23 protein-coding genes are annotated in these 21,435 nt (G+C 70.0%); 5 read left to right on the forward strand and 18 right to left on the reverse strand.

Annotated features, from left to right (window positions below; genetic code table 11):
• Positions 1 to 7: 7 nt before the first annotated feature.
• Positions 8 to 331, reverse strand: coding sequence for an STAS domain-containing protein (locus AB0N31_RS05630; protein ID WP_086770578.1), 324 nt, complete (start codon positions 329 to 331; stop codon positions 8 to 10).
• A gap of 448 nt (positions 332 to 779) precedes the next feature.
• Between AB0N31_RS05630 and AB0N31_RS05635 the strand changes: the two genes are divergently transcribed.
• Positions 780 to 1,352 (forward strand): cob(I)yrinic acid a,c-diamide adenosyltransferase, encoded by a 573-nt coding sequence (locus AB0N31_RS05635; RefSeq protein ID WP_366057075.1) that lies wholly within the window; start codon positions 780 to 782, stop codon positions 1,350 to 1,352.
• A 7-nt stretch (positions 1,353 to 1,359) separates the two neighbouring features.
• Here AB0N31_RS05635 and AB0N31_RS05640 read toward each other — a convergent pair whose 3' ends face one another.
• Positions 1,360 to 1,968, reverse strand: coding sequence for a hypothetical protein (locus AB0N31_RS05640; protein WP_366057076.1), 609 nt, complete (start codon positions 1,966 to 1,968; stop codon positions 1,360 to 1,362).
• A gap of 152 nt (positions 1,969 to 2,120) precedes the next feature.
• On the opposite strand from AB0N31_RS05640, the gene AB0N31_RS05645 reads away from it, so the two are divergent.
• The 4 genes from AB0N31_RS05645 to AB0N31_RS05660 all read left to right on the forward strand — a co-directional run bounded on the left by AB0N31_RS05645 (position 2,121) and on the right by AB0N31_RS05660 (position 6,437).
• Positions 2,121 to 3,296, forward strand: a complete 1,176-nt coding sequence (locus AB0N31_RS05645; protein WP_366057077.1) for a histidine kinase — start codon at positions 2,121 to 2,123, stop codon at positions 3,294 to 3,296.
• 91 nt (positions 3,297 to 3,387) lie between these two features.
• Positions 3,388 to 4,029: a response regulator transcription factor gene (locus AB0N31_RS05650; protein WP_366057078.1), complete on the forward strand. Its 642-nt coding sequence runs from the start codon at positions 3,388 to 3,390 to the stop codon at positions 4,027 to 4,029.
• Between the two features lie 138 nt (positions 4,030 to 4,167).
• The gene (locus AB0N31_RS05655) at positions 4,168 to 5,988 is read left to right on the forward strand and encodes a glycoside hydrolase family 18 chitinase (protein ID WP_366057079.1); all 1,821 of its coding nucleotides are present in this window, start codon (positions 4,168 to 4,170) and stop codon (positions 5,986 to 5,988) included.
• A 311-nt stretch (positions 5,989 to 6,299) separates the two neighbouring features.
• A complete protein-coding gene (locus AB0N31_RS05660) occupies positions 6,300 to 6,437 on the forward strand; it encodes a hypothetical protein (protein ID WP_366057080.1) in 138 nt (45 codons plus the stop codon).
• Between the two features lie 10 nt (positions 6,438 to 6,447).
• On the opposite strand, the gene AB0N31_RS05665 is transcribed toward AB0N31_RS05660, so the two are convergent.
• The 16 genes from AB0N31_RS05665 to prfA form a co-directional block, all read right to left on the reverse strand.
• Positions 6,448 to 6,894: a DUF2550 domain-containing protein gene (locus AB0N31_RS05665; RefSeq protein ID WP_366057081.1), complete on the reverse strand. Its 447-nt coding sequence runs from the start codon at positions 6,892 to 6,894 to the stop codon at positions 6,448 to 6,450.
• 142 nt (positions 6,895 to 7,036) lie between these two features.
• Positions 7,037 to 7,411 (reverse strand): F0F1 ATP synthase subunit epsilon, encoded by a 375-nt coding sequence (locus tag AB0N31_RS05670; protein WP_363090945.1) that lies wholly within the window; start codon positions 7,409 to 7,411, stop codon positions 7,037 to 7,039.
• A 132-nt stretch (positions 7,412 to 7,543) separates the two neighbouring features.
• Positions 7,544 to 8,980, reverse strand: coding sequence for a F0F1 ATP synthase subunit beta (gene atpD, locus AB0N31_RS05675; protein ID WP_366057082.1), 1,437 nt, complete (start codon positions 8,978 to 8,980; stop codon positions 7,544 to 7,546).
• A complete protein-coding gene (locus tag AB0N31_RS05680; RefSeq protein ID WP_366057083.1) occupies positions 8,980 to 9,897 on the reverse strand; it encodes a F0F1 ATP synthase subunit gamma in 918 nt (305 codons plus the stop codon). Before AB0N31_RS05680 ends, atpD begins: the two co-directional genes overlap by 1 nt.
• Before the next feature lie 20 nt (positions 9,898 to 9,917).
• Positions 9,918 to 11,507 carry a F0F1 ATP synthase subunit alpha gene (atpA, locus tag AB0N31_RS05685; protein ID WP_366057084.1) on the reverse strand — a complete coding sequence of 530 codons (1,590 nt, stop codon included), beginning with the start codon at positions 11,505 to 11,507 and terminating at the stop codon, positions 9,918 to 9,920.
• Between the two features lie 126 nt (positions 11,508 to 11,633).
• Positions 11,634 to 12,449, reverse strand: coding sequence for a F0F1 ATP synthase subunit delta (locus tag AB0N31_RS05690; protein ID WP_366057085.1), 816 nt, complete (start codon positions 12,447 to 12,449; stop codon positions 11,634 to 11,636).
• Positions 12,446 to 12,994: a F0F1 ATP synthase subunit B gene (locus tag AB0N31_RS05695; RefSeq protein WP_366057086.1), complete on the reverse strand. Its 549-nt coding sequence runs from the start codon at positions 12,992 to 12,994 to the stop codon at positions 12,446 to 12,448. Before AB0N31_RS05695 ends, AB0N31_RS05690 begins: the two co-directional genes overlap by 4 nt.
• Before the next feature lie 43 nt (positions 12,995 to 13,037).
• Positions 13,038 to 13,277: a F0F1 ATP synthase subunit C gene (locus AB0N31_RS05700; RefSeq protein ID WP_366057087.1), complete on the reverse strand. Its 240-nt coding sequence runs from the start codon at positions 13,275 to 13,277 to the stop codon at positions 13,038 to 13,040.
• Between the two features lie 77 nt (positions 13,278 to 13,354).
• On the reverse strand, positions 13,355 to 14,191 hold the full coding sequence (atpB, locus tag AB0N31_RS05705) for a F0F1 ATP synthase subunit A (protein WP_366057223.1): 837 nt from the start codon (positions 14,189 to 14,191) through the stop codon (positions 13,355 to 13,357).
• Positions 14,192 to 14,401: 210 nt separating this feature from the next.
• Positions 14,402 to 14,848 (reverse strand): hypothetical protein, encoded by a 447-nt coding sequence (locus tag AB0N31_RS05710; RefSeq protein ID WP_366057088.1) that lies wholly within the window; start codon positions 14,846 to 14,848, stop codon positions 14,402 to 14,404.
• Between the two features lie 312 nt (positions 14,849 to 15,160).
• A complete protein-coding gene (locus AB0N31_RS05715) occupies positions 15,161 to 16,492 on the reverse strand; it encodes an MraY family glycosyltransferase (RefSeq protein ID WP_366057089.1) in 1,332 nt (443 codons plus the stop codon).
• 129 nt (positions 16,493 to 16,621) lie between these two features.
• Entirely contained in the window at positions 16,622 to 17,860 is a 1,239-nt protein-coding gene (gene glyA / locus AB0N31_RS05720) for a serine hydroxymethyltransferase (protein WP_366057090.1), read from the reverse strand.
• 116 nt (positions 17,861 to 17,976) lie between these two features.
• A complete protein-coding gene (locus AB0N31_RS05725) occupies positions 17,977 to 18,654 on the reverse strand; it encodes a protein-tyrosine-phosphatase (protein ID WP_366057091.1) in 678 nt (225 codons plus the stop codon).
• Entirely contained in the window at positions 18,651 to 19,298 is a 648-nt protein-coding gene (locus AB0N31_RS05730; protein ID WP_363090955.1) for an L-threonylcarbamoyladenylate synthase, read from the reverse strand. The genes AB0N31_RS05725 and AB0N31_RS05730 overlap by 4 nt, the downstream gene beginning before the upstream one ends.
• 70 nt (positions 19,299 to 19,368) lie before the next feature.
• A complete protein-coding gene (prmC, locus tag AB0N31_RS05735) occupies positions 19,369 to 20,208 on the reverse strand; it encodes a peptide chain release factor N(5)-glutamine methyltransferase (RefSeq protein ID WP_366057225.1) in 840 nt (279 codons plus the stop codon).
• Between the two features lie 81 nt (positions 20,209 to 20,289).
• Entirely contained in the window at positions 20,290 to 21,366 is a 1,077-nt protein-coding gene (gene prfA, locus AB0N31_RS05740) for a peptide chain release factor 1 (protein WP_366057092.1), read from the reverse strand.
• Between the last annotated feature and the right edge of the window lie 69 nt (positions 21,367 to 21,435).

A 21,435-nucleotide genomic window follows, 5' to 3' on the forward strand; every position in this document is an offset into this window, starting at 1 on the left:
GACGGTCTCACACGCGCGGGAGGGACTCCACTCCGATGCCGCCCTCGATGGCGAGGATCCGGTGCAGCCGGGTGGCCACCAGGAGGCGCTGCATCTGGGGCGGTACGTCCCGCAGCACCAGGCGCCGGCCGCAGCGGCCCGCCCGGCGGTGGGCGCCCATGATGACGCCGAGTCCGGTGGCGTCCCAGGAGTCGAGTTCGGACAGGTCGAGCACCAGGTCGCCGACACCGTCGTCGACCGCCGTGTGCAGGACCGTACGGGCGTCCGCCGCGCTGCGGACGTCGAGGCGGCCCCCGACGGCCAGCTCGACGTGGTCGCCCCTGATGTGCATAGCGCTCCCCTAAGCGTGCGTCTCGTGCTCCGCGGTGGTGAATGTCCGGTGTTGCATCGTCTGACTGCGCCAAGCGGTCAGAGGTTGCCGTCTGTGAGCGAACCGATACCGAATTCACCCGCAGGGGTGAGGCCCATGGGGCCTGTGCGGTTTCAGCGCTTCCGGAAAGCCCTGCCCGCTCCCACGTCCGATATCACCGGCGTCAACCATCCGGCGCATTGCGTGCCGACGGAGCGAACTCCCCTCCGCATGGCTCTCGGCCGGACACTAGCGGGCGTGAGGCGCTGTGTGACCGGTTAGTAACGCGTTTCACGTCTCAGGGCGTGAGACGCCGGTCACGTCCTCAATTCCTGCCGGATTCGCGCCGATTGACCCCCTCCCGGACGGCGTCCGACGGCCGTGACGGACGGTACGCCGCACGGCGCCGGGGACGGTCTAGATTGGCGGCATGGTCAATCTGACGCGCATCTACACCAGGACCGGCGACCAGGGCACCACCGCTCTCGGCGACATGAGCCGGGTCGCCAAGACCGACCTGCGCATCGCGGCGTACGCGGACGCGAACGAGGCGAACGCGGTCATCGGTACGGCGATCGCGCTGGGCGGACTCGACGAGGCGATCGTCGCGGTCCTCACCCGCGTGCAGAACGACCTGTTCGACGTGGGCGCGGACCTGTCGACGCCGGTGGTGGAAAACCCGGACTTCCCGCCGCTGCGGGTCGAGCAGTTCTACGTCGACCGGCTGGAGGCCGACTGCGACCGCTTCAACGCGGAGTTGGAGAAGCTGCGGTCCTTCATCCTCCCCGGCGGTACGCCCGGCGCGGCCCTGCTGCACCAGGCGTGCACGGTGGTCCGCCGCGCCGAGCGCTCGACCTGGGCCGCGCTGGAGGCGCACGGCGAGGTGATGAACCCCCTGACGGCGACCTACCTCAACCGCCTGTCGGACCTGCTGTTCATCTTGGCGCGGTCGGCGAACAAGGCCGCGGGCGACGTCCTGTGGGTCCCCGGCGGGGAGCGCTGAGGGTCCGCTAGCGGTCGCCGGCGGAGGTGCGCGCCGGCCGGTCCTTCGCGGACCCGTCCCCCTCCGCCTCCGCGTGGCCGCCCGCCGGGGCCCTGCGGGGCCAGACCGTGTAGGACAGGGCGATCAGGCCGTAGATACCGACCGCCCGCACGGCCGTCCACTGGAACCCGCGCAGCGAACTGACGTCGCCGGAGTCGCCGACGTACCGGACGGCGCACTCGAGCAGGGCCAGGGCGACGGCTCCGCCGAACACGGCCCGCAGCCACAGCTTCGCCTCGTGGCGGGCGCGGGCGCGGCCGTAGCGGGGCGGCCGGGGCGGCGGCGGGCCGCCGGCGAGGCGGTGGGCGGCATGGCCGTCGAGCCAGCGGATCGTGTAGTGGCCGAAGGCGACGGTGTAGCCGATGTAGAGCGCCGCAAGGCCGTGCTCCCAGCCGGGTTCGGCGCCATTGCGCAGGTCGATCGCCGTGACGGCGAACAGGACCAGTTCCAGCACCGGCTCGCACAGCAGCAGCACCACGCTGGTGCGCCGCCACCCGAGCAGGTAGCGGACGGCCAGTCCCAGGGCCAGCAGCACCCAGAAGCCGATCTCACAGGCGGCGATCAACCAGACGATCACGGTTCGCTCCTCTCTCTCACCCCCTCAGGCTCCCGCGCGGAGCGGCCCGGTTCGTCGTCGCCGGTGACGAACCTCCGGTACATCGAAAGATGCAGTGCGGAACCGTTCCCGGGCACAAGGCGGCGGACGCGCGGGCCGTGTTGGATGGAGCCATGGCCGTCCGACTCCCCCGCCCGCACCGGTTCGACGTGGTCGCCGCCGTCGGCGGGCTGCTCGGCGGAGTGCTGCTGTGGGGCATCGGCCTGGGCACCCGACCGGCCGACGAGCCGCTCGTGCTGCTCGACGGCCGCTGGCCGGTCCTGCTGCCGCTCCTGGCGATGGCCGGCTGCGAACTGCTGCGCCGGGCCGCCCCGCGCACCGCACTGCTGACCGGCACGGCCGCCCTGACCCTGGACACGGTCACCCGGGGCAGCGTCGTCACGCTGATCATGTTCACCGACCTCGTGTACGCGGCCGTGCTGTACGGCACGCCCGCCACGGCCCGGCGCGTCCCGTGGATCACCGGGCTGCTGACGGTGGCGGCGACGGTGGTGCCGTTCGCCCTCTGGCGGGTGCCCGAGGCGCTGCTGATCGGGGTGGCCGTGGGGGTGGTGTCCTTCGCGCCCGCCTCCACCGGTCTGATCGTCCGCAACCACCGCGACGCCGCCCTGGCCGCCCGGCTGCGCGCCGAACAGACCGCGCTGCTCGCCGAGATGGACCGCGCCCAGGCGGTGACCGCGGAACGCGCCCGGATGGCCCGCGAACTGCACGACATGGTCGCCAACCACCTCTCGGCGATCGCCATCCACTCCACGGCCGCGCTCTCCCTGGACGACCCGGACACCTCACGGCAGGCGCTGTCGGTGATCCGGGAGAACAGCGTGGCCGGACTGGCCGAGATGCGGCGGCTGATCGGGATCCTGCGGGACGGCAGCGGGGACCGCGAACCGGCCGCCGCCCCCACCCTCGACGGGCTGGGCGACCTGGTGGAGGGCGCCCGCGCCAACGGGCTGGACGTCACCCTGCGCGCCGACCACGGCACGGTGCCGACCCCGGTCGAACTGGCCGCCTACCGCATCGTCCAGGAGTCCCTGACCAACGCCCTCAAGCATGCCTCGGCGGGCCCGGTCGCCGTCACGCTCGCCCGACGGGACGGGGCGCTCGACGTGCGGGTGACCAGCCCGTACGGCCACCGGGACGGCCCTCGCGCCCCCGGCTCCGGGGCCGGCCTGGTCGGGATGCGGGAGCGGGCCACGCTGCTGGGCGGCACCTTCACGGCCGGTCCCGAGGACACGTCGTGGACCGTCCGCGCCTCGCTGCCGATCGCCGAAGGGGACCCTCCCGAGTGACCCGCGCCCCCCGAGCCCGTCACCGCCACCCTCTCGTCACCGCCACCCTCTCCACCACCGCCGTCACCGCCGTCACCGAGGGAGTCACCGCATGATCCGCGTCCTCGTCGCCGAGGACCAGTCCGCCGTCCGCGCCGGTCTGGTCCTCATCCTGCGCAGCGCCCCCGACCTGGAGGTGGTCGGCGAGGCGGCCGACGGGGAGCAGGCGGTGTCGCTGGCCCGCGAGTTGCGGCCGGACGTGGTGCTGATGGACGTGCAGATGCCGCGCCTGGACGGGGTGTCGGCGACCCGGAAGGTGGTCGAGGAGGGGCTCGCGGACGTGCTGGTGCTGACCACCTTCGACCTCGACGCGTACGTGTTCGGCGCGTTGCGGGCGGGCGCGGCCGGGTTCCTGCTGAAGAACACCGAGGCGAGGGACCTGATCGAGGCGGTCCGTACCGTCGCGCGCGGCGAGGGCGTCGTGGCACCCGCCGTGACGCGGCGCCTCATCGCGGAGTTCGCCGCGAGCCCGGCGCCGGGGCCGAAGGCCGATCCGGCGGTGCTGGATTCACTGACCCGGCGCGAACGGGAGGTACTGGCCTGCCTCGGTGAGGGGCTGTCCAACGCGGGGATCGCGGAGCGCCTGGACATGGCCGAGGCGACGGTGAAGACGCACGTCAGCCGACTGCTCGGCAAGCTGGAGCTGCGCAGCCGGGTGCAAGCGGCGGTGCTGGCGCAGGAGTTGGGGATCTAGGACCGGACCGGAACCGGGCACCGCAGAGTGGTCCAGACCTATTGACCTGTGGTCCAGACCTTTCTATTCTCGCGGCACCGTGGGTGTGAAGGCTCAGTCACACCCCCCACCCCCGCTCTTTCACAGAGGAGGCGCTGCATGCGCTTCGGACACAGAGCCGTGGCAGGTCTCTCGACCCTGCTGCTCCCGCTGGCCGGTCTGGTCGGCCTCGCGAGCCCGGCCCAGGCCGCGACGTCCGCCACCGCCACCTACGCCAAGCCCTCCGACTGGGGCACCGGCTTCGAGGGCAAGTGGACGGTGAAGAACACCGGCACCACGACCATCAGCTCCTGGACCGTCGAGTGGGACTTCCCCTCCGGCACGTCCGTCACCTCCGCCTGGGACGCCGACGTCACCTCCGCCGGCACCCACTGGACCGCCAAGAACAAGTCCTGGAACGGCTCCCTCGCCCCCGGCGCCTCCGTCTCCTTCGGCTTCAACGGCGCCGGCACCGGCTCCCCGTCCAACTGCAAGCTCAACGGCGGCAGCTGCGACGGCACCTCGGTCCCCGGTGACGCCGCCCCCTCCGCGCCGGGCACCCCCACCGCCTCCGACGTCACCGACACCTCGGTGAAGCTGGCCTGGAGCGCGGCCACCGACGACAAGGGCGTCAAGAACTACGACGTCCTGCGCGACGGCGCCAAGGTCGCCACGGTGACGACGACCTCGTACACCGACACCGTCCTGACCGCCGGCACCGACTACTCCTACACCGTGCAGGCCCGTGACACCGCCGACCAGACCGGCCCGGTCAGCGGCGCCCGCGCCGTGCGCACCACCGGCGGCACCACCGAGCCCCCGCCCACCGGCGGCAAGGTCAAGCTCGGCTACTTCACCGAGTGGGGCGTGTACGGCCGCAACTACCACGTCAAGAACCTGGTGACCTCCGGCTCCGCCGCGAAGATCACCCACATCAACTACGCGTTCGGCAACGTCAAGAACGGGCAGTGCACCGTCGACGACACCTACGCCGCCTACGACAAGGCCTACACCGCCGACCAGTCCGTCAGCGGCACCGCCGACACCTGGGACCAGCCGCTGCGCGGCAACTTCAACCAGCTCCGCCAGCTCAAGGCGAAGTACCCGCACATCAAGGTGCTGTACTCCTTCGGCGGCTGGACCTACTCCGGCGGCTTCGGCCAGGCCGCGGCCAACGCGACCGCCTTCGCCAAGTCCTGCAAGGCCGTCGTGGAGGACCCGCGCTGGGCCGACGTCTTCGACGGCATCGACATCGACTGGGAGTACCCGAACGCCTGCGGCCTGACCTGTGACACCAGCGGGCCGGCCGCCTTCAAGACCCTCTCGCAGGCCCTGCGCGCCGAGTTCGGCCCCGACTACCTGGTCACCGCGGCCATCACCGCCGACGGCTCCTCCGGCGGCAAGATCGACGCGGCCGACTACGGCGGCGCCGCCCAGTACCTCGACTGGTACAACGTGATGACGTACGACTACTTCGGCGCCTTCGACAAGGACGGCCCGACCGCCCCGCACTCCCCGCTCACCTCCTACGCCGGCATCCCGGCCGCGGGCTTCAACTCCGCCGACGCCATCGCCAAGCTGAAGGCGAAGGGCGTCCCGTCCGCCAAGCTGCTGCTCGGCATCGGCTTCTACGGCCGCGGCTGGACCGGCGTCACCCAGGCCGCCCCCGGCGGCACGGCGACCGGAGCGGCCCCCGGCACCTACGAGGCGGGCATCGAGGACTACAAGATTCTCAAGACGTCCTGCCCCGTCACCGGCACCATCGCCGGCACGGCCTACGCGTACTGCGGCACCAACTGGTGGTCCTACGACACCCCGTCGACGATCGCCGGAAAGATGACCTGGGCCAAGAACCAGGGCCTGGGCGGCGCCTTCTTCTGGGAGTTCAGCGGCGACACCGCGAACGGTGAGCTGGTGAGCGCCATCAACAGCGGCCTGTAGGAACAGCCGCCGTCCCCCCGTCCCTTCTCCCCCTCTTCCGCACTTTCCCCGCACCGGCACCGCGGGCGGGCCCCAGGGCCCGCCCGCGGTGTTTTTCGCGCCCCGCACGCCCCCGCTCACGCGCCCCATGGAGCCCTTAGGTCCCCCTGGGGGCCGGTCAGCCGATGTCGACGTGCGCTCCGTCGGCCCGACAGTGGGGTGGTCGACAGCAACCGGAAGTTCTCATTCAGGGGGAATCATGCGACTCAGGACAAGGCTGACGGGCCGGGTTCGATCTCACGGGCTTCGGCACCGTCGCCTCGACCGGCACCGTGCCGGTCGAGGGAGAGCCGTGCGTCGGCGACGACGAGGGGGTGAACCGCGACGGGACGTGGGTGTCGGTCACCGAACTCGACAGCACCGGCACCCTGTCGGTGGGCTACGGCGGGAGCAGCGTACCGCTGGGCTGATACGCCGGCCTCAGGCCACGTTGACGCGCTGACCGGGCGGGGCCGCCTCGAGCCACGCGAGGAATCCGGTCAGCGCGTCCTCGCTCATCGCCAGTTCGAGACGCGTGCCCCGGTGCGCGCAGGTGAGGACGACCGCGTCGGACAGCAGCGCCAGCTCCTCCTCGCCCTCGGGCAGCCGGCGGCCGGCCACCTCGATCGAGGCACGCTCCAGCACGCGGCGCGGGCGGTAGGCGTAGGAGAAGACGCGATACCACTCGATGCGGTCGCCGTTGTAGCGGGCGACGCCGTAGCTCCAGCCCTTTCCGCTCGTGTCCGTGTCCTCGGGGACGTCCCAGCGCAGGGAACAGTCGAAGGTCCCGCCGGAACGCTGGATGAGTCTGCGGCGCAGGCCGAAGACGAACAGCCCCAGCACCACCAGGGCCACGACAATTCCGCACACAGTCAGAGCGAGGACCATCGACACCGACCTCCTCGTCTCCTAGGTACCGAAAATAGGTAACGGAACGGAAAAAACATCCAGATCTGCCTCAGCCGCGGCCGGCTCCGGATCGCTCCGGTGCCGGCCGCGGCTGAGTGACGTCGTCACACGGCGAGCCGGGTCAGTGGACCGCCGCCGCACGCAGTCGTACGTCGGCCCGGCGCTGGGCGGCGGCGTCGGCCTCCGCCTGCGCGCGCTCGAGCGCCCGCTCCGCGCGCTGGACGTCGATCTCCTCCGACAGCTCGGCGATCTCGGCCAGCAGGGACAGCTTGTTGTCCGCGAACGAGATGAAACCGCCGTGCACCGCGGCGACGACCGTTCCGCCCTCACTCGTACGGATGGTCACCGGGCCCGACTCCAGCACACCGAGCAGCGGCTGGTGACCGGGCATGACGCCGATGTCGCCGGACGTGGTGCGCGCGACGACCAGGGTGGCCTCGCCGGACCAGACCTCTCGGTCGGCCGCGACCAGCGCGACATGCAGCTCAGCAGCCAAGGTGGCTCCTCGGGTCACCACCCGGCGGGTCTGCCGGGTGTTGGTTACAAGTCTAATAGGCGTGGAAGAGGGGGCGGGGCGCCCCCGCCCCCTCACACGAACTCACAGCTCAGGACTGAGCGGCTCCCCAGGTCAGGAGACGCCGAGCTCCTTCGCGTTCTTCTTGAGGTCCTCGAGACCACCGCACATGAAGAACGCCTGCTCCGGGAAGTGGTCGTACTCGCCGTCGCAGATCGCGTTGAAGGCCCTGATGGACTCCTCCAGCGGCACGTCCGACCCGTCGACGCCGGTGAACTGCTTGGCGACGTGGGTGTTCTGGGACAGGAAGCGCTCCACGCGACGGGCGCGGTGGACGACAAGCTTGTCCTCTTCGCCCAGCTCGTCGATACCGAGGATCGCGATGATGTCCTGGAGGTCCTTGTACTTCTGCAGGATCGTCTTGACGCGCATGGCGCAGTCGTAGTGGTCCTGCGCGATGTACCGCGGGTCCAGGATGCGGGACGTGGAGTCCAGCGGGTCCACGGCCGGGTAGATGCCCTTCTCGGAGATCGGACGGGACAGAACCGTCGTCGCGTCGAGGTGGGCGAAGGTGGTGGCCGGGGCCGGGTCGGTCAGGTCGTCCGCGGGGACGTAGATCGCCTGCATGGAGGTGATCGAGTGACCGCGGGTCGAGGTGATGCGCTCCTGGAGGAGACCCATCTCGTCGGCCAGGTTCGGCTGGTAGCCCACCGCGGAGGGCATACGGCCGAGCAGGGTCGACACCTCGGAGCCGGCCTGGGTGAAGCGGAAGATGTTGTCGATGAAGAACAGCACGTCCTGCTTCTGCACATCGCGGAAGTACTCCGCCATGGTCAGACCCGCGAGGGCCACGCGCAGACGGGTGCCCGGGGGCTCGTCCATCTGACCGAAGACCAGGGCGGTCTTGTCGATGACGCCCGAGTCCGACATCTCCTCGATGAGGTCGTTGCCCTCACGGGTGCGCTCGCCGACGCCGGCGAACACGGAGACACCGTCGTGGTTGTTGGCGACGCGGTAGATCATCTCCTGGATGAGCACCGTCTTGCCGACGCCGGCACCACCGAACAGACCGATCTTTCCACCCTTGACGTACGGGGTGAGGAGGTCGATGACCTTGACGCCGGTCTCGAACATCTCGGTCTTCGACTCGAGCTCGTCGAAGTTGGGGGCCTTGCGGTGGATGGACCAGCGCTCGCCCGAGTACTGCTCGTCGACGTTCAGCACCTCACCGAGGGTGTTGAACACCTTGCCCTTGGTGAAGTCGCCGACCGGAACGGTGATGCCCGTGCCGGTGTCGGTGACGACGGCCTGACGGACCAGGCCGTCGGTCGGCTGCATGGAGATGGTGCGGACCAGGCCGTCACCCAGGTGCTGGGCGACCTCCAGGGTCAGGGTCTTCTTCTCGCCCGCCTTCGCCGGGTCGGCGATCTCGACGTGGAGGGCGTTGTAGATCTCCGGCATCGCGTCGACGGGGAACTCCACGTCGACGACCGGGCCGATGACCCGGGCGACGCGGCCCGTGGCCGTCGCGGTCTCAACAGTGGTGGTCATTAGCGGTCACTCCCCGCGGTCGCGTCGGCGAGGGCGCTGGAGCCACCGACGATCTCGCTGATTTCCTGGGTGATTTCGGCCTGGCGGGCCGCGTTGGCAAGTCGGGAGAGCGTCTCGATCAGCTCTCCGGCGTTGTCGGTGGCCGACTTCATCGCACGCCGCGTGGCGGCGTGCTTGGAGGCGGCCGACTGGAGCAGCGCGTTGTACACGCGGCTCTCCACATAGCGCGGCAGCAGGGCGTCGAGGACGTCCTCCGCCGACGGCTCGAAGTCGTACAGCGGAAGGATCTCGTCCTTCGCCTTCGACTCCTGGGCCACCTCGTCGAGGCTGAGCGGCAGCAGACGGTCGCCGAGCGCCGTCTGCGTCATCATCGACACGAACTCGGTGAACACGATGTGGATCTCGTCCACACCGCCGTCCGCCGTCTCCTTCTCGATGGCCTCGATCAGGGGGGCCGCGACCTTCTTGGCGTCCGCGTACGTCGGCTCGTCGGTGAAGCCCGTCCACGACTCCGCGACCTTGCGCTCACGGAAGTTGTAGTGGGCGAGACCGCGCCGGCCGACGATGTACGTCTCGACCTGCTTGCCCTCGGACTCGAGGCGCGCCGTCAGCTGCTCCGCGGCCTTGATGGCGTTGGAGTTGAAGGCGCCCGCGAGACCGCGGTCGCTCGTCAGGAGCAGCACCGCGGACCGCACGACCGTGTCGGCCTGCGTGGTCAGCGGGTGCTTCGTGTTCGAGCCGGTCCCGACCGCCGTGACCGCGCGCGTCAGCTCGGTCGCGTACGGCGTGGAGGCCGCCACCTTGCGCTGCGCCTTGACGACGCGCGAGGCGGCGATCATCTCCATCGCCTTGGTGATCTTCTTGGTCGCGGTGACGGATCGGATGCGACGCTTGTAGACCCGGAGCTGGGCTCCCATGAGTCAGGTCCCTTCCTACGTCACTTGGCGGCGGACGGGGCGTCCTCGCCGAGCAGCTTGCCGTCCGAGGTCTCGAACTGCTTCTTGAACTCGGTGATGGCGTCCGCGATGGCGGTCAGGGTGTCGTCGGACAGCTTGCCGCCCTCGCGGATGGAGGTCATGAGGCCCTGCTCCTTGCGGTGCAGGTACTCCAGCAGCTCCTTCTCGAAGCGGCGGATGTCGGCGACCGGAACGTCGTCCATCTTGCCGGTGGTGCCGGCCCAGACGGAGACGACCTGGTCCTCGGTGGACATCGGCTGGTACTGAGCCTGCTTGAGCAGCTCGACCATGCGCTGACCGCGCTCCAGCTGCGCCTTCGACGCGGAGTCCAGGTCGGAACCGAAGGCGGCGAACGCCTCCAGCTCACGGAACTGGGCCAGGTCGACGCGGAGACGGCCGGAGACCTGCTTCATCGCCTTGTGCTGCGCGGAACCACCGACTCGGGAGACGGAGATACCGACGTTCAGCGCGGGGCGCTGACCGGCGTTGAACAGGTCCGACTCCAGGAAGCACTGGCCGTCGGTGATGGAGATGACGTTGGTCGGGATGAACGCCGAGACGTCGTTGGCCTTCGTCTCGACGATCGGCAGACCGGTCATCGAACCGGCACCCAGCTCGTCCGAGAGCTTCGCGCAGCGCTCCAGCAGACGGGAGTGCAGGTAGAAGACGTCGCCCGGGTAGGCCTCGCGGCCCGGCGGGCGGCGCAGCAGCAGCGACACGGCGCGGTAGGCGTCGGCCTGCTTCGACAGGTCGTCGAAGATGATGAGGACGTGCTTGCCCTCGTACATCCACTGCTGACCGATGGCCGAACCGGTGTACGGCGCCAGGTACTTGAAGCCGGCCGGGTCGGACGCCGGGGCGGCGACGATGGTCGTGTACTCCAGCGCGCCGTTCTCCTCCAGCGCGCGGCGGACCGACGCGATGGTCGAGCCCTTCTGGCCGATGGCGACGTAGATGCAGCGCACCTGCTTGTTCACGTCGCCGGAGCGCCAGTTGTCGCGCTGGTTGATGATCGTGTCGACGGCCAGGGCGGTCTTGCCGGTCTGACGGTCACCGATGATCAGCTGACGCTGACCACGGCCGATCGGGGTCATCGCGTCGACGGCCTTGTAGCCGGTCTCCATCGGCTCGTGCACCGACTTGCGGGCCATGACGCCCGGAGCCTGCAGCTCCAGGGCACGACGCCCGGACGTCTCGATCTCGCCGAGGCCGTCGATCGGGTTGCCGAGCGGGTCGACGACGCGGCCGAGGTAGCCCTCGCCCACCGCGACCGAGAGGACCTCACCGGTACGCGTGACCGGCTGACCCTCCTCGATGCCGCTGAACTCACCGAGGACGACGCAGCCGATCTCGCGCTCCTCGAGGTTGAGGGCGAGACCGAGGGTGCCGTCCTCGAACTTCAGCAGTTCGTTGGCCATGGCCGAGGGGAGGCCCTCGACCTTCGCGATGCCGTCGCCGGCAAGGCTGACCGTACCGACCTCCTCGCGCGAGGCCGCGTCCGGCTTGTACGACTGGACGAAGTTCTCCAGTGCGTCCCGGATCTCCTCCGGCCGGATCGTGAGCTCCGCCATCTGGGTTCCCTGCTCTCCTTGTTGGGCCCGAAGTTTCTTTGGGGGATCTGGGGACTCCCCCAGAAACTTTGCATCCTCTGCACGGCCCAACCAGGGCCGTAAGTACTGCTACGTGTTGAGTTGCTGCTAGCTCGCCATGCGGCGGGCGGCGTCCTCGATACGGTCCGCGAGCGAGCCGTTGATCACCTCGTCACCGACCTGCACCCGGATCCCGCCGAGGACCTCGGGGTCCACGTCGAGGTTGAGGTGCATCGTGCGGCCGTAGAGCTTCGCGAGGGCGGCACCCAGGCGCTGCCTCTGCAGGTCGCTCAGCGGTACCGCCGAGGTGACGACGGCCACCATGCGGTCCCGGCGCGCGGCGGCGAGCTTGGACAGGGACTCGAGTCCCGCTTCCAGGCTACGGCCTCGCGGCGCGGTTACAAGGCGCGTCACCAGACGCTCGGTGGCCGCGTCCGCACGACCGCCGAGCAGGCTGCGCAGCAGCTCGCCCTTGGCCGACGCGGTGGCCTTCCGGTCGGTCAGTGCGGCGCGCAGCTCCACGTTCGAGGTGACGATCCGCCCGAAGCGGAACAGCTCGTCCTCGACGTCGTCGAGCGTGCCGGCCCGCTGCGCGGCGGTGAGGTCCGCGACGTCCGCCAGCTGCTCCAGCGCGTCCACCAGGTCGCGCGACTGCGACCAGCGGGACCGCACCAGGCCGGCGACCAGGTCGGCGGCGGTGCCGCTGATCTGGGTGCCGAGCAGGCGATGGGCCAGCTCGGCCTTGGCCTCGCCGGACTGCGCCGGGTCGGTCAGGACCCGACGCAGCGACACCTCGCGGTCGAGCAGCGCGGTGACGGCCGCCAGCTCGGCGGCGAGCCGCGCCGCGTCCACGGACGTGTTGTCCGTCAGCGCGTCGAGACGCTCGCGTGCGGCTGCCAGGGCCTCGCGGCTCGCTCCGTTCATCGCGACGCCTCGGCCTTCTCCTCGAGCTCGTCGAGGAAGCGGTCGATGACGCGGCTCTGGCGGGCGTGGTCCTCGAGGGACTCGCCGACGAGCTTGCCGGCCAGTTCGGTGGCGAGCTTGCCGACGTCCTGGCGCAGCGCGGACGCGGCGGCCTTGCGGTCGGCCTCGATCTGCGTGTGACCGGCGGCGACGATCTCCTCGCGCTGACGCTGGCCCTCGGCGCGCATCTCCGCGATGAGGGTCGCGCCCTGCTCCTGCGCCTCCTGGCGCAGACGCGCGGCCTCGTGCCGGGCCTCGGCGAGCTGAGCCTTGTACTGCTCAAGAACGCTCTTTGCCTCGGTCTGCGCGGCCTCGGCCTTCTCGATACCGCCCTCGATGGCCTCGCGGCGCTCTTCCAGAACCTTGTTGATGTTCGGAAGGAGCTTCCAGGCAAGGAAGCCGAAGACGATGACGAAGGCGATGAGGCCGATGACAAGCTCGGGGATCGGCGGGACGAGGGGGTTTTCCGTCTCCCCCTCAGCCGCCAGAATGAGCAGCTGGCTCATGTCGTTGCCTTTCGTCTGGGTTGCTGGTCGTCAACCTGAGTGATCAGGAGCCGTAGACGAACGGCATAACCAGACCGATCAGGGCGAGCGCCTCACAGAAGGCGAAGCCGAGGATCTGGTTGGCGCGGATCAGACCGGCGGCCTCGGGCTGACGGGCCAGCGCCTGGGTGCCGTTACCGAAGATGATGCCGACGCCGACGCCGGGGCCGATGGCGGCGAGACCGTAGCCGATGGAGCCGAGCGCCTTGAGGTCACCGGTGACAGCGGCGATAGTCTGGGACATGCCAGTTCTTCCTTCTCTTTCAAGGACCGATGGGGAGGTTGACCATCGGACGTCTGGGGGTTGGGAGGTGGCGGTGCTCAGTGGTGCTCGGCGAGCGCGCCCTGAATGAAGCTGCAGGTCAGGAGCACGAAGACGTACGCCTGAAGGGCCTGGACGAAGAGCTCGAAGGCCGTCATGACGATGACCATGATGAACGAGACGCCGGCGTAGGCGATGCCGATGCCGTTCAGCAGGTACCAGCTGGCGATCGTGAAGAGCAGCAGCAGCGTGTGGCCCGCGAACATGTTCGCGAAGAGTCGCACGGCGTGGGTGAACGGCCGGACGAGCAGGTTCGAGAAGAACTCGATCGTCATCGACAGCGGCAGCACCGCGCCCAGCGACTTGTCGTATCCGGTGAAGTTCTTGAAGGCACCGACGAACCCGTGACGCTTGAAGGTCAGCGACACCCACAGGACGTAGACGATCAGTGCGAGTACCAGGGGGTACGAGATGATCGACGTGACCGGGAACTGGGCGAGCGGAACGATCGACCAGAGGTTCATCATCCAGATGAAGAAGAACAGGGAGACGACGAGCGGAACGTACTTCTCGCCTTCCTTCTTGCCGATGGTCTCGTAGACGACACCGCGACGGATGAAGTCGTAGCCGGCCTCGGCCACCATCTGGAGCTTGCCCGGGACCACCTTCGGCTTGCGGAAGGCGGCCCAGAAGAAGCCGATGACGACGATCGAGCCGAGCAGCGCCAGCAGCATCGTCTTGTTGAAGTAGACGGCGTCGTCCTGGTGGCCCAGCAAGGGCTCGAACAGGAACGAGTGCAGGCCGGGGGCCGGGAAGCCACAGCCGTCGAAGATGTGGCAGTCGGTCTCGAAGGCGAGCACCTGCGTCGGGTCAGCACTCACCGCGGGCTCCTTCAGCGTGGCGCATAGGTACGGCAACCTCGTTGTGTCGGCGCGGCGCGGAGCCGCAGTTCGGCACGGGACTGGTGTTACGGATGTGGGGGCGGCTTGGGGGCATCTCGCCTCGCGATTGAGCAGGCGTCAGCTCGAATGCCCGCGCCCGCGATGCCGCAGTTGGCACCGGACGATAGCAGGATCTCTCAGGCGCCTTTATCCCGGGCCTACCTCTCACGACGAGTGCCCCGATTTGTGGGACTGCTCGCCCTTGACGGAAGCGCTCGGTTCGGGTTCGACATAGAGGATCTTGGACTTCATGTGAGCCCGCGCCTGAGCGGCGATCCAGGCCAGCGTGCACACGAGCAGGGAGACCGCGAACGCCCTGGGGTTGAACAACGTCGTGTTCTTGAACGCGGCCATGAAGATGAACAGCAGCAGGATCTGCGCCGCGTAGAGCATCAGCCCCATGGCCTGGAACAGGTGCGGAAGCGATTTGGCAGTGCGCTGGAGCACGTAGAGACCGATCCCCATGAAGAGGATGACCACCACCGCGGCGACGCCGGCCCCGATCGCACCCTTGCCACCCGCGACCACGCCGCTGACGACGGCGGCAACCGCGCCGACGGCGGCCGTGGGCACGGCAGCCTGGATCAGGATCCGGACGTCGTTGGACGGCATGGCGGCAACTCCGCTTTCAAAGGGGGGCAGGGTGTCGTCATGGACGAGCGTAGTCCCCGTCCGAGGGGCGAAGGACCGCACGCCGACCTCGCGACCGAGGGGCCGTGGCACACGGTCCTTCGGTTCCATCCGGGGTTCTCGTGAACCGTATCACAAACTATTTGATGAGGTCTTTACCTGGATGGTGTGCTCGGTGTCACACATGAGAGTGAGACTGCGCGTCTGTGCAGGAACCGCGACCACTTGTCTGGTATTGGGCATCTTTGCCCACCCGCGGTTTCCCCACGACTTGGCAATGCTCTAGTCAGATTCTTACCTTGCCGCACGCGAGCGGGGCCCGACCGCGGTCGCCCCGTTGGCCCCGGAGACGCCCACCGCCACCGGGGTGCGGTGCGTCTGCTCCTCGCCCTCGTCGCCGCCCGCCGGCTGTCCCTCGGCCTCCGCCGCCAGGACCTGCGCCGACTCCGGCAGGACCTTGCGGCGCCGGTAGCGGGGCGGCACGAAGGACTCGGCCCAGCGCGGGGCGCGCGGCGTGAAACGCGGCAGCAGGAGCAGGCCCAGGCCGATCGCGCTGAGGATCACGACACCGAGAACGATCCACATGGACGCGGAGTTGACCGAGTAGGTCAGGGCGCCGAAGGCGATCAGCGCCGACCAGAAGTACATGATCAGCACCGCGCGGCTGTGCGAGTGGCCGATCTCCAGCAGCCGGTGGTGCAGGTGCCCGCGGTCCGCGGCGAACGGCGACTGGCCGCGCCAGGTGCGGCGCACGATCGCCAGGATCAGGTCGGCGGCCGGGATCGCGATGATGGTCAGCGGCAGCAGCAGCGGGATGTAGACGGGGACCGTCTGGTGGACCGTGGCGCGCTCCGAACCGGAGAACAGGTTCATCACGTCCGGGTCGACCTGGCCCGTGATGGAGATCGCGCCCGCCGCCAGCACCAGCCCGATCAGCATCGAACCGGAGTCGCCCATGAAGATGCGCGCGGGGTGCATGTTGTGCGGCAGGAAGCCCAGGCACATGCCCATCAGGATCGCCGCGAACAGGGTGGCGGGGGCCGCGGCCTCGATGCCGTACGAGTACCAGATGCGGTAGGCGTACATGAAGAACGCGGCGGAGGCGATGCACACCATGCCGGCGGCGAGGCCGTCCAGGCCGTCGACGAAGTTGACCGCGTTGATGGTGATGACGACCAGCGCGACCGTCAGCAGGGTCCCCTGCCACGGGGTCAGCGCGACCGTGCCCACGCCGGGGACCGGCAGCCACAGGATGGTCAGACCCTGCATGACCATCACACCGGCGGCGATCATCTGGCCGCCCAGCTTGATCAGGGCGTCGATCTCGAACTTGTCGTCCAGCACGCCGATCAGCCAGATCAGCGCCGCGCCCGAGAGCAGGGCGCGCGGCTCGTTCGACTTCTCGAAGACCTGGTTGAGGTTGGTCAGGTGGTCGGCGACCAGCAGTCCCGCGCACAGGCCGAAGAACATGGCGATCCCGCCGAGGCGCGGAGTGGGTTCCCGGTGCACGTCACGGGCCCGGATCTCCGGCATCGCCCCCGCGACGATCGCGAACTTCCGTACCGGCCCTGTCAGCAGATACGTCACCGCGGCCGTCACGCAGAGCGTCAGCAGGTATTCACGCACAGGCTTCCCCACAGGTCTCGCTGGCCATCTCAGCCCCACACCCTAGCGATGCACGCATATGGTTGGGGACTTCCGGGTAGCGACGATGGTTGCACGTGCGGCTGTGCACGGGTCGGCGCGTACCCCGCTTCAGCCGGGATAGGGCGGAAATCCCGCGGTCAGTTCCCGCACTTCCTCCCGTACCCGCCTGCCCTCCGCCTCGCCCCGCAGCACGCCCGCCATCAGCTTGGCGATCCGCGCCATCTCCGTCTCCCCCATGCCCTGCGTGGTCACCGCGGCCGTGCCCAGACGCAGGCCGCGCAGGTCGGCATGGGGCAGGGCGCAGCAGTCCAGGACCATCCCGGCCGCCGCGAGCCGGCCGCGGGCGGCGCGTCCGTCGACGCCGAGGGGCGCCGGGTCGGCGGTGATGAGGTGGGTGTCCGTGCCGCCGGTGGTGACGGCCATCCCCTCCGCCTCCAGGCGGGCCGCCAGCACCCTGGCGTTGGCGACCACCTGATGGGCGTACCGGGCGAACGCCGGCGTCGCCGCCTCGCCGAACGCGACCGCCTTCGCGGCGATGGTGTGCATCTGCGCGCCGCCCTGCGTGAACGGGAACACGGCCCGGTCCACCCGCTCCGCCAGCTCGGCGCCGCACAGGATCATGCCGCCGCGCGGTCCGCGCAGCACCTTGTGCGTGGTGGCGCACACGATGTCGGCGTACGGCACCGGGTTCGGGGCCGCTCCCCCGGCGACCAGGCCGATGGGATGGGCGGCGTCGGCGATGAGATAGGCGCCGACCCCGTCGGCCACCTCGCGGAAGAAGGCGTGGTCGATGTGCCGGGGGTAGGCGATGGAGCCGCAGACGATCGCCTTGGGGCGGTGGCTGCGGGCCAGCGCGCGGACCTGCTCGTGGTCGATGAGCCCGGTCTCCGCGTCCACGCCGTAGGGCACGAAGTCGAACCAGCGGCCGGAGAAGTTCGCCGGCGAGCCGTGCGTGAGGTGGCCGCCGTGGGCCAGGCCGAGGGCCAGGACGGTGTCACCGGGGCGCAGGAGGGCGGCGTAGGCCGCGAGGACGGCCGAGGAGCCGGAGTGCGACTGGACGTTGACGTGATCGGCCCCGAACAGCGCCTTGGCCCGTTCCACGGCGAGGCGTTCGGCCATGTCCACGATCTCGCAGCCGCCGTGGTGACGGGCGCCCGGGTAGCCCTCGGCGTACTTGTTGGCCAGCGACGAGCCGAGGGCGGCCAGCACGGCGGGCGAGGTGAAGTTCTCGGCGGCGATCAGCTGCAGCGACGACGCCTGCCGCTCGCGCTCCCCGAGCAGGATCTCGGCGAGCGCGGGGTCCTGCCGGTGCAGGACGTCGGCCTCGATGGCAGGGGTGACCGGCATGGTGGACTCCGGGGCGTCGACGGTGACGTACGTCCAATGTAGGCCGCCGCCGCCCCGGCCGCCCGCTTCCCGGCGCCTCGCGCACCGCGCGCGTCACCCCGCGGGTCGTGCGCGTCTCAGGCCCGCGCCGGGACTCCCGTCAGCGCCGTCACCACCGGATCCAGCGCCTGGTGTATCTCGTCGCCGATCGAGCGGAAGAAGGGCAGGGGTGCGCCGTACGGGTCGTACACCTCGTCGGCCTCCGCCGTGGGGGCCAGCAGCCAGCCGCGGAGCGCGGCGGCGGCGCGGACCAGGGCACGGGCCCGCATCACCACGCCTTCCTCCAGCGGGGGGAGGGTGACCGGGTCGATCGCGTCGACCAGGCGGGTGAACTCCTTCAGCGTGAAGGTGCGCAGGCCCGCCGAGTGGCCCATGGAGATGACCTGGGCGCGGTGGTCCCGGGTGGCGGTCAGCACCAGGTCGGCCATGATGACGTGCTCGTCGAGCAGCTCGCGGCCGGTGAAGCCGGAGGCGTCCGCGCCGAAGTCGGCCAGCACGGTCTCCGCGTTGGCCTCCATCGGCGCGCCCTCGTGGCCCCAGGTGCCCGCGCTCTCCACGATCAGCCCGCCGCCGAGCACCCCGAGCCGCTGGGACACGAAATGCCGGGTCAGCCGCTCGGTGATCGGCGAGCGGCAGACGTTGCCGGTGCTGACGTGGAGGATGCGGAAGGTGTCGCGCGGGAACCCGAACGTCGTCGTCTGTTCCGCGGCACGCTCCCCGTTGCCTATGCCACGCCCCGCGTCAGGGGCTGTCAATTCGCCACCTCGAGGTCGGGTACCACCTTGCGCAGCTCGTCCTCCGAGATGGCGCCGGCCCGCAGCAGCAGCGGCACCTCGCGGCTGACGTCGACGATCGACGACGGGACGTTGCCGGGGGTGGGGCCGCCGTCCAGGTAGACGGAGACGGAGTCGCCGAGCATCTCCTGGGCGTAGTCGCAGTTCTCCGGCGCCGGGTGGCCGGTGAGGTTGGCGGAGGAGACCGCCATCGGGCCGACCTCGGTCAGCAGCTCGATGGCGACCGGGTGCAGCGGCATGCGGACGGCGACGGTGCCACGGGTGTCCCCCAGGTCCCACTGCAGGGACGGCTGGTGCTTGGCGACGAGGGTGAGCGCACCCGGCCAGAAGGCGTCGACCAGCTCCCAGGCCAGCTCGGAGAAGTCCGTGACGAGGCCGTGCAGCGTGTTCGGGGAGCCGATGAGGACGGGCGTGGGCATGTTGCGGCCCCGGCCCTTGGCCTCCAGCAGGTCACCGACGGCCTCCTTGGAGAACGCGTCGGCGCCGATGCCGTACACCGTGTCGGTCGGGAGGACGACCAGCTCGCCACGGCGGACGGCGGACGCCGCCTCGCGCAGACCCGTCACGCGGTCGGTCGCGTCGTTGGTGTCGTATCGCCGTGCCATGTCTAGCGGGCCTCCTCGTGCACATAACTCTCGGATGAAGCGGATGGAGCGGATGAAGTCCGGGGGAAGGTCACGGCAGCGCCTTGCGGGCGGTGGCGAAGCGCGGCCGGTTGTTGAGGTCGGGGTGATCGGCCGCGTCGGCCCAGCCCCGCTCCTCGGTGAAGATCCACGGCACCTGGCCGCCCTGGGTGTCGGCGTGCTCGATGACGACGACACCGCCGGGCCGCAGCAGGCGGTGCGCGGTGCGTTCGATGCCCCGGATGAGGTCGAGGCCGTCCTCGCCGGAGAACAGGGCCAGTTCGGGGTCGTAGTCGCGGGCCTCGGGGGCGACGTACTCCCACTCGGTGAGGGGGATGTACGGCGGGTTGGAGACCACCAGGTCGACCTGGCCGTCGAGGTCGGGGAAGGCGTCCAGGGCGTTGCCCTGCCGCAGGTCGACCCTGGACCCCTGCATGTTCTTGCGGGTCCACACCAGGGCGTCCTCGGACAGCTCCACGGCGTGCACGCGCGAGCGCGGGACCTCCTGGGCGAGGGCGAGCGCGATGGCGCCGGAGCCGGTGCACAGGTCGACGATCAGCGGCTCGACCACGTCCATGGCGCGCACGGCGTCTATGGCCCAGCCGACCACCGACTCGGTCTCGGGGCGCGGCACGAAGACGCCGGGCCCGACCTGGAGCTCCAGGTACCGGAAGTAGGCGCGCCCGGTGATGTGCTGGAGCGGCTCGCGCTGCTCGCGCCGGGCGATGACCTCCCAGTACCGGGCGTCGAAGTCGGAGTCCTTCACGGAGTGGAGTCCGCCCCGCTTCACCCCGTGCACGAACGCGGCGAGCTCCTCCGCGTCGTTGCGCGGCGAGGGCACGCCGGCGTCGGCCAGCCGCTGGGTGGCCTGAGCTACCTCAGCGAGCAGCAGGCTGCGGGGGCTCGGGGTACGTCCCCCAGATGATCGCTGCACGCAAGTCCTCCGTGTCGTCCTCGGTCGTGCGTACGTGCCTTACGCGGCTGCCAGCTTCGCCGCCGAGTCCGCGTCGACGCAGGCCTGGATCACCGCGTCGAGGTCGCCGTCCAGGACCTGGTCCAGGTTGTACGCCTTGAAGCCGACCCGGTGGTCGGAGATGCGGTTCTCCGGGTAGTTGTAGGTGCGGATCTTCTCGGAGCGGTCGACGGTGCGGACCTGGCTGCGGCGGGCGTCGGCGGCTTCCCGCTCCGCCTCCTCCTGGGCGGCGGCGAGCAGCCTGGAGCGCAGGATACGCATCGCCTGCTCCTTGTTCTGCAGCTGGCTCTTCTCGTTCTGGCAGGAGGCGACGACCCCGGTGGGGATGTGCGTGATGCGCACCGCGGAGTCGGTGGTGTTGACGGACTGCCCGCCCGGCCCGGAGGAGCGGTAGACGTCGATGCGGAGGTCGTTGGGGTTGATCTCGACGTCGACCTCCTCCGCCTCGGGCGTGACGAGGACACCGGCCGCGGAGGTGTGGATACGGCCCTGCGACTCGGTCGCCGGGACGCGCTGGACGCGGTGCACGCCGCCCTCGTACTTGAGGCGGGCCCACACGCCCTGACCGGGCTCCGTGGCGCCCTGGCCGCCCTTGGTCTTCACGGCGACCTGGACGTCCTTGTAGCCGCCCAGCTCGGACTCGGTGGCGTCGATGATCTCGGTCTTCCAGCCGACGCGCTCGGCGTAGCGCAGGTACATGCGCAGCAGGTCGCCGGCGAACAGCGCGGACTCGTCGCCGCCCGCACCCGCCTTGATCTCCAGCAGGACGTCCTTGTCGTCGCTCGGGTCGCGCGGGACGAGCAGCAGCCGCAGCTTCTCCGTCAGTTCCTCGCGCTGCTTCTCCAGCACCTTGACCTCGGCGGCGAAGTCCGGATCGTCGGCGATGAACTCGCGCGCGGTCTCGACGTCGTCGCCGGTCTGCTTCCAGGAGCGGTACGTGGCGACGATCGGGGTCAGCTCGGCGTAGCGCTTGTTCAGCTTGCGCGCGTTGGCCTGGTCGGAGTGGACCGACGGATCGGCGATCTTCTTCTCCAGGTCGGCGTGTTCTACGACGAGTTCCTCGACGGCCTCGAACATCTCTGGCTCCTGTACTGCGAACGGAAGGGAAGGCGGGCGACCAAAAACGCCGGTCCCGGCGCGCGCCCC

It is taken from the genome of Streptomyces sp. NPDC051051 (genome assembly GCF_040682975.1).
GTDB lineage: Bacteria > Actinomycetota > Actinomycetes > Streptomycetales > Streptomycetaceae > Streptomyces.